The 15,313-nt window shown below is 63.4% G+C and carries 17 protein-coding genes; 11 read left to right on the top strand and 6 right to left on the bottom strand.

Annotated elements, in window-relative coordinates; translation table 11 throughout:
• Positions 1 to 8 precede the first annotated feature (8 nt).
• The gene (locus tag I6E81_RS08000) at positions 9 to 1,214 is read left to right on the top strand and encodes a hypothetical protein (protein WP_197106801.1); all 1,206 of its coding nucleotides are present in this window, start codon (positions 9 to 11) and stop codon (positions 1,212 to 1,214) included.
• 60 nt (positions 1,215 to 1,274) lie between these two features.
• Here the strand turns inward: I6E81_RS08000 and I6E81_RS07995 are convergent, their stop codons facing one another.
• Positions 1,275 to 3,026 carry a right-handed parallel beta-helix repeat-containing protein gene (locus tag I6E81_RS07995; protein ID WP_197106800.1) on the bottom strand — a complete coding sequence of 584 codons (1,752 nt, stop codon included), beginning with the start codon at positions 3,024 to 3,026 and terminating at the stop codon, positions 1,275 to 1,277.
• A gap of 169 nt (positions 3,027 to 3,195) precedes the next feature.
• Between I6E81_RS07995 and I6E81_RS07990 the strand changes: the two genes are divergently transcribed.
• The 7 genes from I6E81_RS07990 to I6E81_RS07960 all read left to right on the top strand — a co-directional run bounded on the left by I6E81_RS07990 (position 3,196) and on the right by I6E81_RS07960 (position 8,783).
• Complete coding sequence (locus I6E81_RS07990; protein WP_197106799.1) at positions 3,196 to 4,791, top strand: Wzz/FepE/Etk N-terminal domain-containing protein; 1,596 nt, start codon at positions 3,196 to 3,198, stop codon at positions 4,789 to 4,791.
• A gap of 44 nt (positions 4,792 to 4,835) precedes the next feature.
• Positions 4,836 to 6,062, top strand: a complete 1,227-nt coding sequence (locus tag I6E81_RS07985) for an O-antigen ligase (RefSeq protein WP_197106798.1) — start codon at positions 4,836 to 4,838, stop codon at positions 6,060 to 6,062.
• Between the two features lie 4 nt (positions 6,063 to 6,066).
• A complete protein-coding gene (locus tag I6E81_RS07980) occupies positions 6,067 to 6,510 on the top strand; it encodes an adenylyltransferase/cytidyltransferase family protein (protein ID WP_197106797.1) in 444 nt (147 codons plus the stop codon).
• A gap of 109 nt (positions 6,511 to 6,619) precedes the next feature.
• Positions 6,620 to 7,264 carry a peroxiredoxin-like family protein gene (locus tag I6E81_RS07975; RefSeq protein ID WP_197106796.1) on the top strand — a complete coding sequence of 215 codons (645 nt, stop codon included), beginning with the start codon at positions 6,620 to 6,622 and terminating at the stop codon, positions 7,262 to 7,264.
• A 67-nt stretch (positions 7,265 to 7,331) separates the two neighbouring features.
• Positions 7,332 to 7,520, top strand: coding sequence for a hypothetical protein (locus I6E81_RS07970; protein WP_197106795.1), 189 nt, complete (start codon positions 7,332 to 7,334; stop codon positions 7,518 to 7,520).
• A gap of 6 nt (positions 7,521 to 7,526) precedes the next feature.
• Positions 7,527 to 8,291: an SGNH/GDSL hydrolase family protein gene (locus tag I6E81_RS07965; protein ID WP_197106794.1), complete on the top strand. Its 765-nt coding sequence runs from the start codon at positions 7,527 to 7,529 to the stop codon at positions 8,289 to 8,291.
• A 54-nt stretch (positions 8,292 to 8,345) separates the two neighbouring features.
• The gene (locus tag I6E81_RS07960; RefSeq protein ID WP_197106793.1) at positions 8,346 to 8,783 is read left to right on the top strand and encodes an OsmC family protein; all 438 of its coding nucleotides are present in this window, start codon (positions 8,346 to 8,348) and stop codon (positions 8,781 to 8,783) included.
• Between the two features lie 14 nt (positions 8,784 to 8,797).
• On the opposite strand, the gene I6E81_RS07955 is transcribed toward I6E81_RS07960, so the two are convergent.
• The gene (locus tag I6E81_RS07955; protein ID WP_197106792.1) at positions 8,798 to 9,415 is read right to left on the bottom strand and encodes a bifunctional 4-hydroxy-2-oxoglutarate aldolase/2-dehydro-3-deoxy-phosphogluconate aldolase; all 618 of its coding nucleotides are present in this window, start codon (positions 9,413 to 9,415) and stop codon (positions 8,798 to 8,800) included.
• Between the two features lie 38 nt (positions 9,416 to 9,453).
• Positions 9,454 to 10,362 (bottom strand): sugar kinase, encoded by a 909-nt coding sequence (locus I6E81_RS07950; protein ID WP_197106791.1) that lies wholly within the window; start codon positions 10,360 to 10,362, stop codon positions 9,454 to 9,456.
• 89 nt (positions 10,363 to 10,451) lie between these two features.
• Here I6E81_RS07950 and I6E81_RS07945 point away from each other — a divergent pair, with 89 nt between their 5' ends.
• Together I6E81_RS07945 and I6E81_RS07940 are read left to right on the top strand one after the other, a co-directional pair.
• Entirely contained in the window at positions 10,452 to 11,189 is a 738-nt protein-coding gene (locus tag I6E81_RS07945) for an IclR family transcriptional regulator (protein WP_197106790.1), read from the top strand.
• A gap of 37 nt (positions 11,190 to 11,226) precedes the next feature.
• The gene (locus I6E81_RS07940; RefSeq protein ID WP_197106789.1) at positions 11,227 to 11,436 is read left to right on the top strand and encodes a hypothetical protein; all 210 of its coding nucleotides are present in this window, start codon (positions 11,227 to 11,229) and stop codon (positions 11,434 to 11,436) included.
• Here I6E81_RS07940 and I6E81_RS07935 read toward each other — a convergent pair.
• The 3 genes from I6E81_RS07935 to mgrA form a co-directional block, all read right to left on the bottom strand.
• Positions 11,433 to 12,200, bottom strand: a complete 768-nt coding sequence (locus I6E81_RS07935; RefSeq protein WP_197106788.1) for a DNA alkylation repair protein — start codon at positions 12,198 to 12,200, stop codon at positions 11,433 to 11,435. The two genes, I6E81_RS07940 and I6E81_RS07935, sit on opposite strands and share 4 nt — an antisense overlap.
• Before the next feature lie 86 nt (positions 12,201 to 12,286).
• Positions 12,287 to 13,312, bottom strand: a complete 1,026-nt coding sequence (locus tag I6E81_RS07930) for a DUF3179 domain-containing protein (RefSeq protein WP_197106787.1) — start codon at positions 13,310 to 13,312, stop codon at positions 12,287 to 12,289.
• A gap of 128 nt (positions 13,313 to 13,440) precedes the next feature.
• Positions 13,441 to 14,469, bottom strand: a complete 1,029-nt coding sequence (gene mgrA / locus I6E81_RS07925) for an L-glyceraldehyde 3-phosphate reductase (protein ID WP_197106786.1) — start codon at positions 14,467 to 14,469, stop codon at positions 13,441 to 13,443.
• Positions 14,470 to 14,593: 124 nt separating this feature from the next.
• Between mgrA and I6E81_RS07920 the strand changes: the two genes are divergently transcribed.
• Positions 14,594 to 15,286 (top strand): TVP38/TMEM64 family protein, encoded by a 693-nt coding sequence (locus I6E81_RS07920; protein WP_197106785.1) that lies wholly within the window; start codon positions 14,594 to 14,596, stop codon positions 15,284 to 15,286.
• The last annotated feature ends 27 nt before the right edge of the window (positions 15,287 to 15,313 follow it).

Raw genomic sequence — 15,313 nt, 5'->3', positions numbered from 1 at the left:
GCCTGAGCGTGTCAGGCACACGGTCGGCCCTCGGAGCAATCGGCTCTCAGGGAATGCAGGCTCTCTCGAGCTTCACGATTCAGGTGCTTGTCGCGCGCACGCTCGGCTTTGACGGCCTCGGCGCTTTTGCCATCGCGTATGGCGTAATGGTGCTCGTCGCCGGACTTGCGAGTGGGATGGTCGGCGACTCGCTCGTCGTACTGGAACGGCGTGCTCCGGCCGTGCGCTCGGCGCTGCAGCAGTTCGCTCTCGGTATTGCCGTGGGGGCCGGAGTGCTGTCTGCTGCGCTCGCGGGAGCATCCGGACTTCTGGATGCCTCCACCGCCGTCATGTTCGGAGCCGGCGTCGCCCTCTTCGCGCTCGAAGAACTCATGCGTCGCCTGCTCATGGCCGGGTTCGGATTTTGGCGCGTCATGCTGATCGACTTCGCGTCGTTCGCGGTCGCGCTCGCCGTGATCGGGCTGAGTGCGCTCGTCGGCACCCTCAGCCTCTTCGTGTTTCTCGGTGCCGTCGCGGCCGGTCAACTCGCCGCTATCGGGCTCGGCGCAGTGCTGCTGCCGCGGGAAGAACGCTTCGTCGTGGGCTTCGTGCGCGGGGGCGTTGGCACCGTCTTTCGCTACGGCATCTGGCGGGCTGGTCAACAGTTTCTGCGGCCTGCACTTCTCACCGTCGTGCGCACTCTCGTGACCGTGCTCGCGAGCCTCGCCGCCACCGGACTCCTCGAAGCGGGTCGCGTCTTCGTCGCCCCAGCCACTCTCGCGGTCAGCGGCCTCAGCTCGTATCTCTTCGTCTCGTTCGCCCGCGACAACAGCAAGCCTCTGGCCGAGAAACTGCGGCGAGCGGATCGTGCCGTCAGCACTCTGGTCAGCCTCACCGTGGTCGTCGGCGCGCTACTCGTCGCGCTGCTGCCGTGGGGAGGTGCACTACTTTTTGGCACCGCACCCGACCTGCTCGCCGTGATTGGCTGGATCGCCTACACCGCGTCTATTGCCGCCGTGACTCCGTATGGTGCGCTCGCGGCGGTCGGCGGAAAACAAGCGGCCGTGTTCGCTATTCGGGCGGCCGATACCGTTCTCGCCATCGGATTCGTGAGCGCGGTGTTGCTGGCCGGGGGAGATGTGCAGTGGGTGCCGGCGGCGCTTGCTGCGGCATCCATTCTCGGCGGTCTCGGTATTCGGTGGCTGATTCTGGTTCCGCTGGTGCGGGCGACCTAGCGCTCGGGCTGAACGTTGCGCTGCGGTGCGGTCGGCGAAACGCTCGGCCCAGCGACCGGCCTAGCGCTCGATCACGCTGCCGCCGAGGTGCTCGAGCCCGGTCTGCTCTTGCCCGGTGCCGCGTGCAAAGTCGGCGAGCGAGCTAAACGGGGTCACCCCGATCGCGTTGGTCGGCCAGGCAATGAGCGTGCGCGGCTCGAGTTCGGTCGCGCGCACGTAGAGGTTGTTGTCGACGGTGATGCCGAAGTCGCGGGCGCTGCGGGTGCGGGAGTAGTCCTCGATCCAGATGAGAGCTTCACTGCTGCCGACGAGAGTGTTGCCGACGATGCTCACGTCGGTGCCGACCCAGGTCATCTCGGCGTCATCCAAATACCGTTCGTCGTGACCGGCTTCGTTCTCGTCGCTCTTGAGGCGGTTGTCTTGCAGCACCGCGATGGCGTTGCGGCTGCCCACGACGACGTTGTCGCGAATCTCGACGCTGCTCGTGTCATTGATCTTCATACCGAAGATGCCATTGTCGGCGAGGTAGTTGTCGGCCACGAGCGCGCGGGCCGAGATTTCGAGAAAGAGCCCGTGGCCAGCATTGCCCACGAAGGTGTTGCCGGTGATGGTCAGGTCGCGGCAGGACTGATCGAACCACAGGGCCGTCGCGTTGTTGTCGGAGAAGTCAGAGTTGCGGATCTCCGCAGTGCGCGAGCGCGTGAGTTTTAGCCCGCCCGCGACGGGTGCGCGGTTGAACCACTCCGTGTTGTTGCCGGATGCTTTCAGCCCGTCGATCAGGAGGTTATCGGCGTAGTTGGCGGCCACTCCGATCATCCCGCTTTCGGTAACCGTCACCTGGCGGATCGTCGTGTTGGCCGCCGTGATGAACAGGCCCGTTGTAGCCGACTCGGTGATCACCACGTTCTCGATTGTCACGTCGGATCGCTCGACCGTGACTGCGCCAAAGTCGGGCACCGAGGGCGCAAAGCGACGAATGCCGATGCCGCGAATCGTCGATCCTTCTGCCCGGATGCTCAGGGCCCGCTGAAGCGTGCTTGCCCTCACGGTGTGGCCGCTGGGGTTCTCGCCGAGGTACAGCACGCCTGCGCTCTCGTCGTGGAAGAAGCTCGACACCGTCACCTCGTCTCGCGAGCCGACCTGCGTGAGTGGGGCGTCATCCAGCCACAGTTGGTCCGGATGGGCGGCAAGCGGATGCCCGGCAGTCACGAAGTTCCAGTACTGCTCGGTGTTGTCGGGGGCGCCCCGTTCGTAGGTGGGGCTCGAGTCGAAGACGGTGCCCCACGCCACCGACCAGAGCTCGCCATCAGCCTGCTCCCCGTCGGCCTGCCAGCCATCGACCACTTCGCTGCCGTCGAGCCAGACGACCTCTCCCGGGTGCGACTGCACCGTCACCGGGGTGCCCTCGGCGATCGTGAACGCCTCGTGATACTCGCCACCCCGCAGCACGATCATGCCGCCGGCAGTCACCCGCGCCAGCGCCGCCTTGATCGTACGGAGCGGTGACTCGAGGCTGCCGTCCGCGTCGTTGTCGCCGGTGGGCGAGACGAAGAGAGCGCCAGCCTGGATGTCGTAGCTGGTGGTTCCGAGCGTGGCCGCTCCGGCATCCGCAGCGCTCGCCGCAACATCGTCGGGGGCGCCGACGCCCTCGACAACAGGAACGTTCGGTCGAGCGGTGCTGTTGGCGCTGCCGCCGAGAGACGAGACCACTAGAGCACTCGCAGCGATGGCGAGAGCGAGCACGATTGCGACCGCAGCGAAGACCTGTCGGCGTCGAAAACGCCGATTCGTCGTGCCTGTCGCAACGCTCACTAGCGCTCCTTATGGCGTGAAAACCGCAGCAATCGGGGGTGCGCTGCGGAATCGATCCGGTATCTATTCTCCCAGAATCGTGGGAAAGCTACTAGGGTAATGAAACCTGCAACGCTTGTTCGGCACACTGTTGTGTCGATTGTTACCCATCCCGATTGGGGTTCAACGCGTGGAAAGTTTGAGCTATCTCGAAATTTTCCGGCAGCGATGGCGTGCGATCCTTATTGCTGTCGTGGTCGGAGTGGGTTCCGCTGCGCTTATTGCGTTCAGCATCGCGCCGACCTACACGTCGACCGCCACTCTCTTCTTGTCGGTGAAAGACGTCAACGCCACGCTCGCGGAGCGTTCACAATTCTCCCTCGCTCGGGTCAACTCATACACCGACCTCGTGCGGAGCTCGGAGGTTCTAGAGCCGGTCATTTCTGACCTCGGCCTCGACCTCACGGTGCAAGAGTTGCGCAGCCAGGTCTCGGCAAGCAACCCCAACAGCACCGTCAACATCAACATCGCTGCTCAGGCCAGTAGCGCTCAGGATGCCGCCCGCATTGCCAACGCGGTTGCTGACAGTTTGTCGCGCCTTGTTTCCCGCGTCGAAAATTTCGGCACGTTCTCGGTCTCGCTTGAGCGACTCATCCCGGCGCTGCCGCCAGCGGCTCCGAGCGCTCCGCAGAAGACGGTCATTCTGGGTCTCGGTCTGGTTGCGGGGCTCGCCGCCGGCGCTGTACTCGCCCTGCTTTTGGCGCGCTTCGACCACCGGATGCGTCAACCCAGTGATGTGCGCCGCGTTACAGGATTGCCCGTGCTCGCGGCCGTTCCGCGAGGGCATCGTCGCTCGCGAGGCAACGGTGCTGACCCCGAGTCGACAGTAGAGGCTGCGTACACAGAAGCTCTCGCCCGCATCACCCAGGCCAACGGTGGCACGGTGCCGCGCATCCTGTTGCTCGCGCCGGCCGGAGCCACAGCCAATCACGCTTCGGTCTCGTTGGGCGTTGTCGCTGCAGTTTCTGCAACCGGCAGGCAAGCGCTCTTTGTCGAAGCGGAAGTTTCTGGGGGCGATGACACCGCCCTTGGCCACTTCGCCGGCACCGCAGGCCTCGCTGAACTGCTCAATGAGTCGACGACTCTGCCTGAAGTCACGCGCACACTCGACGGTTCGGAGGCACTATTCGTTTCCGCCGGGGTTGCCGAAACGACCGAAGTGGCCGCCGACAAGACCCTGCGATCGGTGCTTACCCGGCTCATTTCGCGAGCGGATGTTGTGATCACGCAGGCGACATCCGAGAGTCGCCCGCTGAGCATTCCCCTCATCGCCCCATTCGTGGAGGTGGCCATGATCGTGGTTCGCTACAACCACACCTCCGAGGCAGAACTTGCGCAGACCGTCAGCCAGCTTCGTATTGCTGGTGTTCGCCCGCTCGGTGTCGTGCTGACGGATGTGCCGAATGCTCGCCACCTCGAACTGATGGCGACGTGGACTCCGGATGACTTCGCAGGCGGCCCCGCGAAAGCGCACGTGCATTTGCGGCGCAAGGCCAGCAAGCCCGCGGCGCCCACAGCGACCGCTACTGCCACCGCGGGCCCTTCAACGGACACCAAGGTTGGCCCCGACAGGAAGAAGAGCATGGCATCCGAATCCTCACCTTCGCCGACGCCCGTGCCGAAGCCCTCACCGCCTAAGCCTGCCCCGCCCTCAGGGCGCACCGAGCCTGCTGACGCCTCAGCCGCCGAGCGCTCAAGCGAGAATGAACGAGTGGTCGTGGACTGATGTTCGCGACAGAACAGCGGGGGCGCAGTACCGTCTCACGTTCCTTGATCGGAACGTGGCTCCTCGTTGTTCTGAGCGTCGTCTCGTGGCGACCCGATGCCCTTTTTGATGGTGGCTTCGATGTCGTGGTTATTGCGAAAGCCCTTGTCGCGTTTACTGCTTTTCTGGGCGCGGTAGCGATTCATTCGCGCGCTCGCGTTCACGCGCGAGTGGGTGTGCGATCGGTCATCCTGCTCTTCATCGTTGTGGGCCTCTCGTGTGTTGGCGCACTAGCGGCAGACAGCCCGATGCCGTCGCTCGTGCTCGCCGTACGCATCGTGCTGCTCGCCGCTACGGTCTACGTGCTGGCGAGTAGTGCTGCACCGCTCGAGGTGTTGACGTCCCTGTTCATTGCGATGGGCATCCTGACTCTTATCGGTGCCGCGAGCGGGCTGCCCGACTTTCTGAGCGACGGCCGGCTGCCGAGTGGCATCCCCGCCATGAAACCCAACGAGCTCGCCGGGCTTGCCGCGCCGCCCCTGCTCGCTATTGCGATTGATATCGCGCAGCGAGGGCTCACCCCGCGCAAGTCGGTGCTGCTCGTCACCTTTGCCGCGATCCTGTTGGCGACCGGATCCCGCACCACCCTGATTGTCGTCGTCATCGCGATGGTGCTGGCGGTCGTGCTGGCGTGGCCGGTTCCGCATTCCACGGGCATCGCCCTCATCCTGCTCGTGCCCGTCTCCTATGCCATGGTGGCGTTCACAAATGTGGTGTCTGAGGTCGCTATTCGCGGTCAGGATGTCAGTGAACTCGCGACTCTCAGTTCCCGCACGATTGCGTGGCAAGCGGTGTTCAGCATCCCGATGGACACCTGGCACAAGTGGATCGGTGTCGGCCTCGCGGCCAAGACCATCGAGGTGGATCAGCGCTGGTGGGATGTTCAAGTGCTCGACAGCAGTTGGATCTCCATCTTGTCGCAGGCCGGCATCCTCGGTCTGATCGCGGTCGGAATCTGGGTGCTCTTCACCCTGAGGGACAGTCTCAAGAATCGCGAACTGCGCACCCTCACGCTTCCCCTGCTCGTTCTGCTTCTCGTGCGTAGTGCGCTCGAGAACGGGCTTATCGAGTCGAGCGTGATCTTCACGCTCTTCTTCCTCACGTCGCTCGTCCTTGAGCGAGGGCACCGTTACCCCTTCGAACGCAACCACTCTGTGCGGTTCGCGCTCGCTGTGGCACCAGCGCCCATCCCCCTCGAAGAACTCACACCTCCCCCGACCCGAACCCGGTGAGCACATGTCTCAAAGAATTGGATACGCCGCAGGAGCCTACGACCTCTTTCACGTTGGCCACCTCAACATTCTCAAACGCGCAAAAGAAGAGTGCGACTACCTGATCGCCGGCGTTGTTTCCGACGAAATGCTGGAGCAGACCAAGAAGCTGCGACCCACAGTTCCTCTTGAGGAGCGCTTAGAAATCGTGCGCAGCATCTGCTACGTGGATGAGGCGGTCGCCGAAACGGTGCCAGACAAGTTGGAGATGTGGCGTCGCTTGCAGTTCACGACGTTCTTCAAAGGTGACGATTGGCGCGGCACCGAAAAGGGGCTGAAGTTGGAGCGCGAGTTCGCCGCCGTCGGCGTCGAGGTTGTGTACTTTCCGTACACGGCCAACACGTCGAGCACCGGCCTGCGGCGGGCGTTGGAGTTGATCGAAGAGATGTCAGCCCGCGCACGGGCGTAGCGGAGCAAGCGCACCCGATTCACGCGGCAACCATTCAGACACCCGGAATAGCGTGGCGTTGCGGGCGGTTCTCCCCTGCAACGACATTTTCCCCAATTTTTGGAGCGCCATGAATCTCACCCAGCAGCTCAAAGAACGTGCCGACAACAGTGCGGCCACAAAGTCTGCCGAAGACAGCGCGACCCTCACGAACTCGGTGACCGAAGTCGAAAAGGCTGGCATCGTCAACAACGCGCTCAAGGTCGGCGACACCGCCCCTGACTTCTCGCTGCCGGATGCCGAAGGCAACACGGTGCGCCTCAGCGAACTGCTCGAAAAGGGCCCCGTTGCGATCGCGTTCTACCGCGGCTCCTGGTGCCCCTACTGCAACATCGAACTCAAGGCGCTGCAGGACATGCTTCCCGAGTTCCGTGCCGTTGGAGCAACGCTCGTGGCGATCTCCCCTCAAACCCCCGACGAGTCCCTCTCTCTCGAAGAGAAGCACAACCTCGAATTCCCAGTGCTCTCCGACGGCGAGCTCGAAGCGATCAACGGCTTCGGACTCCTTCACCCCGTGGATGACCGCACTAAGGCGTTCTACGAAAAGTCCGGCTACGACCTCGTGAAGTCCAACGGTGCGACCGGCTGGCAGCTGCCGCTTCCCGCAACCTACGTGATCGCGCAAGACGGCACTATCGCGTTCGCGTTCGTGCAGGCCGACTACAAGTTGCGTGCCGAGCCCGCCGACGTTGTTGAGGCGATCAAGGCTCTTTAGTCCCTCGGCCGCGTACCGATTTTTAGTACGCGGCCGCCGCCCTCCGGCTCAGGCGTAGGCTGGCGGGATGATTGAAACTCAGACACTTCTCGATGGCAGTTGGGCGTGGATTGCCCTCGCTATTGTCACCGCCGGCCTTGCGGAAATGAAGCATCGTCGGCGCTGGGTGTGGTTTCTTCTCGCCCTCATCTTCGGGCCGATCGCCACTGCGCTCGTCGTGATCTGGCGCCGCCCCGATTCCCCCTTCGGAAGGTAACGCAGTATGTCTCACCAGTTCGCTAGCTACGTCGCCATTGGTGACAGTTTCACCGAGGGCGTCGGAGATGAACTGCCGGATGGTCGGGTGCGCGGTTGGGCAGACCAAGTTGCTCTCGGTCTTGCGCTCGCATCGCCTGAGCCAGTCACCTATGCCAACCTCGCCATCCGTGGGCGGCTCCTCGCACCCATCGCGGGGGAGCAGCTGAAGGCTGCCGTTGCCCTCCGGCCTCAGCTGATGAGCCTCAATGGTGGCGGAAACGACATCATGCGCCCCAAAGTGTCGCTGGAATCGATCACAGACCAGCTGCTGGCCGCAGTCGACACGGCCACGGCCAGCGGCATCCACGTTCTGCTGCTGAGTGGTGGCAACCCCAGCAAGCACTTGCCGTTCGGTTCGGTGATGGCCACGCGCGGTGATCGTTTAGCTCAGGAGGTCATGTCGCGCGCGTCGAAGGACAACGTGACTTTCGTCAACAACTGGGCCGATGCCGAACTCACCAAGCTGCAGTACTGGTCGGTCGACAAACTGCACCTCAACGCGCGCGGGCATGCCCGCGTGGCGAGCAACGTCTTGTCGGCGCTCGAGATTGCGGTGCCCGACTTTGGCGCTGATGAGGGGCCAGCGGATGACGCTCGCCCCCGCACCGCGGCCTACTGGCGTGAATACGTGCTCCCCTGGATCGGTCGCCGTCTCACCGGGCGTTCCTCGGGCGACAACCGCGAACCGAAGAGTGCAACCCTGCAGCCGGTGGAGATCGCGGGGCGCTAGGTTTTTCCGGCGGCGTTGGCGAGGCTGGCGCCGCACAACGATGAAGGAGCTCTCATGACAACGGCACCGACGACGTACGAAGTTCATGGGCGAAGCGTTGCCCGTCACGAGGCGTCAATTCAGGCCGGGAATCAGACGATTCCGATTGATGCGCTGTGGGGTGCCTCAGAGTCTTCTGCGCTGCCAGGGCCAGCGGATCTACTCGCGTCAGCGTTGGCCGCATGCATGCTCAAGAACCTCGAGCGATCCGGTGCGCTCATTCCGTTCAGCTACGAGAGTGCTGAAATTGATGTTCGCGCCCGCCGCCAAGATGCGCCGCCGAAATTCGTCGAGTTTGAATACGAAATTCGCCTTGTCACGAACGAAGACGAACGACGGGTTGATATGTTGCACCGGAACCTCAGCCACTACGGCACCGTGTACAACACGCTCGCGGCGGTGGCCGACGTGCACGGCACCATTGTTGTGGTCAAGCCCTCCGCCGAGATCTAGGCGCGCGCGGCGAGCTAGTTGCGCGCGGCGAGCAGTTCCGCGAGACGCGGCAACTGGGTCTCATCGGCGAGTGCCGAACCGACCGCAACAACCTTTGCGCCCGCGGTGAGGTACTCGCCGGCGTTGCCGGCATCCATTCCGCCGGTGGCGACGAATCGCATCGCGGGGAACGGTCCGCGCATTGCGCCGAACCAGCTGGTGCCCAAGAGGGATGCCGGGAAGGCCTTCACCCAGGTGAGGCCAGCGGCTTGTGCGGTCTGAACCTCGGTCGCGGAGGCAACGCCCGGCAGCGGGGGCATGCCCGCTTCGAACGAGGCGCGAACGACATCAAGGTCGAAGCCGGGGCTGACGGTGAACGCTGCTCCGGCATCCGCAGCTTGGCGCACGTGTTCGAGGGTGACGACGGTTCCCGCGCCGACGGACTTGCCGAGCTCCTTGCCTGCAGCAACGACGGCGCGCAGTGCTTCAACATCTTCGTCGCTCTGGATCGGCACCTCTACGGAGTCGATGCCGAGCTCCCACGCGGTGCGCGCGAGGGCAACACTGCGTTCGACGCCGAAGCCGCGAAGGATCGCCATGAGGGGCTGACCATCGAAGAGCTGGTCGAGCGATGCGTTAGAGATCTGAGCCATGAGAGTGAGCCTTTCAGCGGTGTGGGGGAGGAGAAAAGTTAGAGCGTGGGGAGGTCGGTGGTCGATTGCAGAACGAGAGCAGCGCGGTCGTGGCCGAGGCTCAAGCGCTGCTCGGGGGAGAGCCCGGTGAGGTAGCCGCTGAGGTAGCCGGCAGCGAACGCGTCGCCCGCTCCGACGGCTTCAACGACGTCGACCTTGTGGGCGGGCACGAAGACGCTGCCCTCGGCGCTGAACTCTGTCGCGCCGACGTCGCCGTCTTTGATCACGAGGATGCCGGGGGCGTCGAGCAGCGCCCGCACTTCTTCCGGCGTGGTCGTGCCCCACAGCACTTCGGCCTCATCGAGACCGACGAGCACGATGTCGGCGCGGCGGGCGAGAGCGAGAAGGGTAGGGCCTGCCTCTTCGACCGGCCACAGCGCGGCGCGGTAGTTCACGTCGAAGCTGACGACACTGTCGCTGAGCGTGGCGCGGTCGAGAACCGCCTCGATCAGTGCGGTGCAGCTAGCGGAGAGGGAGGGCGTGATCCCTGAGATGTGAGTGATGGCCGCCTGCTCGAACGGAACGGTGGCGAGATCATCCGGTGTCATTGTCGAGGCCGCAGAGCCCGCGCGATAGTAGGTCACACCGTTGCCGGGATCCTTGAAGTAGAAGCCGGTGGGGGCATCCGGAGTAAATTTCACGAGACTCGTATCAACACCGCGCTCGCGCAATTGGCGTTCAACGCGACGACCGAAAGCATCGGTGCCGAGGTGGCTTGCCCACGCGGCGTGATGGCCGAGAGCGGAGAGGTGCACGGCAACGTTCGACTCGGCGCCACCTGTTTCGAGGTGGAACAGTTCGGCGGTTTCGATGGGCTCGGCGACCGTGGGTGCGATGAGCACCATGGTCTCGCCGATCGTAATGATCTCCGGCTTCGTTGTCGTTTGCACAGTCTTACTATCGACCATGTGCGCATTCTGTGCAACACTGTTGCATATACTGCAACACGCGCGTGAGGCGAGTCAGCCGACCTGCGCGGCAATCAGAGGGAGCCCGCATGTCGCAAAGCGTTCGTCGAGCAGCGCGCATCATCGACTCGGTTGCCCTTCGCCCGGCTAGCGTGAGTGAGCTCGCCGAAGAGTTCGGCGTGCACCGCTCCACGATGTTCCGCGAAGTGCAATCTCTCGAAGAGGTCGGCTACCTGCGTAAGCGAAAGAATGGCGAGTACGTGCTCGGCCTTCACCTCATTGCTTTGGCTCATCAGGCATCCGACAGTCTCGACCTGCGGGAAATCGCGCACGATCGACTCGCGAAACTTCACCGCACGGTCGGCAACACCATCCATCTCGCCGCCATGGTTGACCACAGCATTTTCTACGTCGACAAGATCGAAGACACCAGCGGCGTGCGCATGTATTCGCGCATCGGCAGCCCAGCCCGGCCGTACTGTAGTGGCGTTGGCAAGGCGATCCTCGCGGAACTTGCTGCCTCTGACCGGGATGCCGTGCTGCGAAACGTGGTGTGGGAGAAGTTCACGCCCAAGACGCTCACGACGCGCCCCGAGCTCGATGCTGAACTCGCGATCGTCTCCGCCCGCGGCTGGGCGGTCGACGACGGCGAGTTTGAGGACTTTGTGAACTGCGTCGCCGTGCCGATCTATGGCCCTGCCGGTGTCGTAGGCGCACTCTCGAACACGGCCATCCGGATGGTCGCCGACCTCAACGCCCTCAAAGCCAACCTGCCGCTGCTGCAGAGCGTGGCGCGCGAGATCTCGACGGAGCTCGGCGCGGCCTGAACAGAATTTTTCTCGCGTATTCGCCTAGGGTTGCAGCATGGCCAACTTCACCGCGTTCCTCTATCGCCTCGGCGCGACGGCGGCGAACATCGCGCAGAGCGTTCTGCAAGCCAACGGCGGCGGTAACGGTGATCCCCAGGTTTTCGACGAAACGTCGAAGCGTAAGCGTGACTCGGCGGCTGAAGCCAGCCCCAACGTTAAGCCCGACGCGGGGCCCAACGCTGAGCCCGAAGCCGACCCGAGCTAAGCAAGCGACGCGCGAACGCGGTCCCGCTGTGGCTGCGGCAAGCGCTCCGTCGCGCGACGAATTGCGGGCCGCGGCAGGCGCTCCGCGTGCGTCTCAAGAAACGCGAGTACGGCATCCGGATGCACGGCCAGCAGTTCGCGCAACACCCAACCGAGCGCGCTCGAGACGGTTTCGCGCCGGTCGTCTACGCAGTTCGCGAGCAGGCTAAGGCAGGGCTCGATCGGCATGAAGACGGCATTTTTGCCGCTGTAGTGGATGAGGCTCACCATTGCGATGCGGCGCTGCCATTCGCTGTCGGCGCGGCTCCACTCCTCGAGCGTCGGATACACGAGTTCTGGCCGGTCGGCTAGCGCGAACGAATACAGCCGAGCCAGGTCGTCGGCGTGGGCCCAGTTGTCGATGCGCTCGATCCAGCCGACGGTGGTGCTCCAGAGTTTGGCGCTGTCGTCAGCAGTCCAGGAGCGCGAACCGATCCGGCGCCGATAGAAATCGAGTGCCGCGAACATCACGTCGCCGTTGTTGGTCAGGTTCCAGATCTGATCCCACGCAGCGAGTACGGATGCAGAATCTTGGTCGGTGAACGAAAAGCCAGCCTCAACCCGGCGGCGTCGGTCGGGCGTTCGGAGTCCGAGGTACTCATAGTCGGAGCGCCGGTCGGCCCGCACGAGATCGCCTCGTTCGGGCGAGATGCCGGTCTCGGTGGCGAGCGCGGAAAGCGCGCCGAGTACTTCGGCGAGGTGCTGATGCGTGTCGGAAGAACTCACGCCCAACCTTCCCACAGCACACTCCGCGCGGCGAGGCGGATGCGCGGCCCAGTGCGCACCCAGGGCAGTGCGCACGCAGGTGACCCCTACCGCGTGGGGTCGAAAACTTCGCCGTCGTCGTTTTGCACAGCCCAGCTGAACCACATCTCGAAGTAGAACGGAATCTCAGCTCCGTCTGGCCCGATGATCTGCAGCTCGCCATCAGTCTTAGTGAGCGAGACCGTGCCCTCAGCGACAGTGGTTTCGTAACTGATGCCGTCGTCGAGCGTCAGCCACGGGGCTGCCACGTGGGTGTCGCCCACCGTGAACGCCACGAAGATTTCTTTGGACGGGTAGCGGTCATCCACTCGGCTGGGCACGAAGTAGAAGCTGTCGCTGTCGTCATAGCCGGCGTAGGGATTGTTGGAGTAGTCGCGCGTATGGCCGGTAGCTTCGCTGAGCACCACGGCATCCGGGTGGCGCTGCTTGATTTCACCCAGACTGAGCAACTGGAAGCTGTGCAGCTGGAGTTCGCTCGGGTAGTGCGTGCCAGCCAAGGCGTTGCCGGTGCTCTGCTGCCAGAGCGTCTCAGTCTCGCGGTCGAACATAATCATGTTGCTCTCGAGAAGTCCGCCGCTCACTCCGAAAGTAGTGACGGTTCCGTCGGGCAGCACGCTGTCGTACACGGCTGCGCTGCCGCAGAGCGGGCAGAAGCTCACAGCGATCGGTGCACCATCGATCGTGTCGTTCACAATTTCGTGCCACACCAGAATGTTGTAGGGGTACACCTTCGTTTCGGTGTCGCCCTGCACCACAATGGCGAGAACGTCATCCGGATGCTCGAAGTCGGCTACTGGCTCAAAGCGGGGCTCATCGATCGCCGGGATGCCATCTTTGGGCGGCCCGCCGCTGAGCGCTTGGCTGATTGCCGGGTCGGCCTGCGACCAGTCGGTGGCGGCAAAGCCTTGCTCAAGGAAAGGCGGGATATCAACCGCGCTGGATGACGAACCTGTCGTTCCCGCGGAACCGCTCGGCGAGGTGAGGTTACTGCCGCTCAATGCAATGCCCGCGACGATGGCGGTGATTCCCGCGACGGCGGCGGCAATCACGATTGCGGTTGTTCGCTTCTTCATGAGCTGGCTCCCGGTCGTGGCGCGTGGTGTTCGCCCAGACTAAGAGGAGCCTGCTATTCGTGTCTGTGACATGGCGCACAGAGCGGTCGATAGTGCGCTATCGACCGCTCTGCCGCTAAGAATTTGGTTTAGGAAACCGCGCTCGACGCCGCCCACAGGTTGATGCCGGCATCCTTGGCGTGCTCGTCGATCGCAGCCAGTTCAGCATCCTCGAACGAGAGGTTCTGAACCGCAGCAAGGTTCTGCTCAAGCTGCGTCACGCTCGAGGCGCCGATGAGGGCCGACGTGACGCGGTCGTTGCGCAGCGCCCACGAGATGGCGAGCTGCGCGAGCGACTGGCCGCGTCCGGAAGCGATGTCGTTGAGCGCCTTTACGCGACCGAGCGTTTCGTCGTTGAGCATTCCCGACTTGAGCGAGCCACCCTTGGCTGCGCGCGAGTCTGCGGGAACTTCGCCGAGGTAGCGGTCAGTGAGAAGACCCTGGGCGAGCGGCGAGAAGGCGATAGTGCCCAAGCCGAGCTCTTCCACGGTGTCGAGCAGACCGTCTTCGATCCACCGGTTGAACATGGAGTACGAGGGCTGGTGGATGACCAGAGGCGTTCCGAGGTCGTTCATGATGCGCACGGCTTCGCGCGTGAGTTCGGGGGAGTAGCTCGAAATTCCCGCATAGAGCGCCCGGCCCGAGGTGACGGCGGTGTGCAGCGCACCCATCGTCTCCTCCAGAGGAGTGTCGGGGTCGGCGCGGTGGGAGTAGAAGATGTCGACGTAGTCGAGACCGAGTCGGTTGAGGGACTGGTCGAGGCTCGCGAGCAAGTACTTGCGTGATCCCATCACACCGTAGGGGCCCGGCCACATGTCGTAGCCGGCCTTGCTCGAGATGATCATCTCGTCGCGGTACGGGCGGAAGTCTTCGCGCAGAATCTGGCCGAAGTTCGACTCGGCAGAACCGGCGGGAGGGCCATAGTTGTTGGCGAGGTCGAAGTGGGTGACGCCGAGATCGAAAGCGCGGCGCAGAATGGCGCGCTGATTCGCGATCGGTTTGTCATCTCCAAAGTTCTGCCAGAGGCCGAGAGACACGGCCGGCAATTTCAGGCCACTACGCCCAACACGGCGGTAGGGCATCGGTTCGTAACGGGCATCATCAGCGACATAGACCATTCGCTAATGCTGCCATAAGTTTCCTCACTACAGCAGGGAACGGGAGTTCCTCATCGGGACCAGTCTGCTGCTGAGTAAGTCACATCACACTTCCGGCCAGTGCGGGAGCCGTAGCATTGGCCTAATGACAAAGCCCCGCACCTCAACTCTGTGGCGCGCTGGCGTGCTTCTTGTCATTTTTGTGGCAATTGTGGTCGTTGCGTTGACGGTGCAACTTCCTTCCGTGGATGAGATCCACGAGTGGACCCAGAGCGCCGGAAGTCTCGGGATTGCCCTTTTTGTGATCGGCTACGCGCTCCTCACGCTGACTCCCATTCCCAAGAGCGTGCTGAGCATGGCTGGTGGTGTCGCGTGGGGACTCTGGGTAGGCACTCTTATTGTGCTGATCGGCGCCTTGATCGGTGCGACCCTCTCGTTCTGGCTGGGCAGAGTATTAGGGCGGGATGCTGTCGAACACTTCACGGGAGGGCGAGTGCGCGCCGTCGATGAGATGTTGCAGCGCCGCGGACTGCTCTCGGTGATTGCGTTGCGACTCATCCCTGTGCTCCCGTTCACGCTCATCAACTACGCGGCAGGACTGACTGCTGTACGCATCCGGGATTACGCCCTGGGCACTGTCATCGGGATCATCCCGGGAACCTTCGCGTATGTCGCCGTTGGGGCGTACGGGGCAGAGCTCAACAGCGGGTTCTACATCGCGGTGGGAGCACTTGGCGTGCTCGCCCTAGGCGGTGTGATTATTGCGCACCGCATCCGCAAAGATGACTCGGCGCCAGAAGAAGTTGTGCCAGAGCAGGCTGCTCCAGAGCAGGCATAGTCCTGCAGGGGCGGATGATCGCCCCAA

It is taken from the genome of Salinibacterium sp. NG22 (assembly GCF_015864925.1).
GTDB lineage: Bacteria > Actinomycetota > Actinomycetes > Actinomycetales > Microbacteriaceae > Rhodoglobus.
Note: the sequence above shows the minus strand (reverse complement) of the source record. Positions and strands in the feature narration are given on the sequence as shown.